This window comes from Vibrio qingdaonensis (assembly GCF_026191675.1).
In the GTDB taxonomy this organism is placed as follows: domain Bacteria; phylum Pseudomonadota; class Gammaproteobacteria; order Enterobacterales; family Vibrionaceae; genus Vibrio; species Vibrio qingdaonensis.
Map to the genome: position 1 here is coordinate 1 of NZ_JAKRRY010000218.1, position 209 is coordinate 209.

Here is a 209-nt window from a genome sequence, read left to right on the forward strand (position 1 = left end):
ATGGTTGTTTTCCCTCTTTATTGGCGAGACAACATAAAAACTCGCTCTCTTAACGCTTGTTGTTTCGCCTCGCCTAAGCACATCCAATGCCGTTGAACTAACGCTCCCTCTAAGCGAAATAGCAGACGCTCCGAGACATCCAGTTTCAAGCGATCGCGTATCCACACATAAGCTTGAGCAGCCCCGATTTCTCCTAACTCTTCTATCGT

Annotated in this window: 1 protein-coding gene; it reads right to left on the reverse strand. The window is 47.4% G+C overall.

Features of this window, described 5'->3' with window-relative positions; translation table 11 throughout:
• Window positions 1-17 precede the first annotated feature (17 nt).
• A partial coding sequence (locus MD535_RS26085; protein ID WP_265678159.1) for a TfoX/Sxy family DNA transformation protein occupies window positions 18-209 on the reverse strand: 192 nt, incomplete at its 5' end.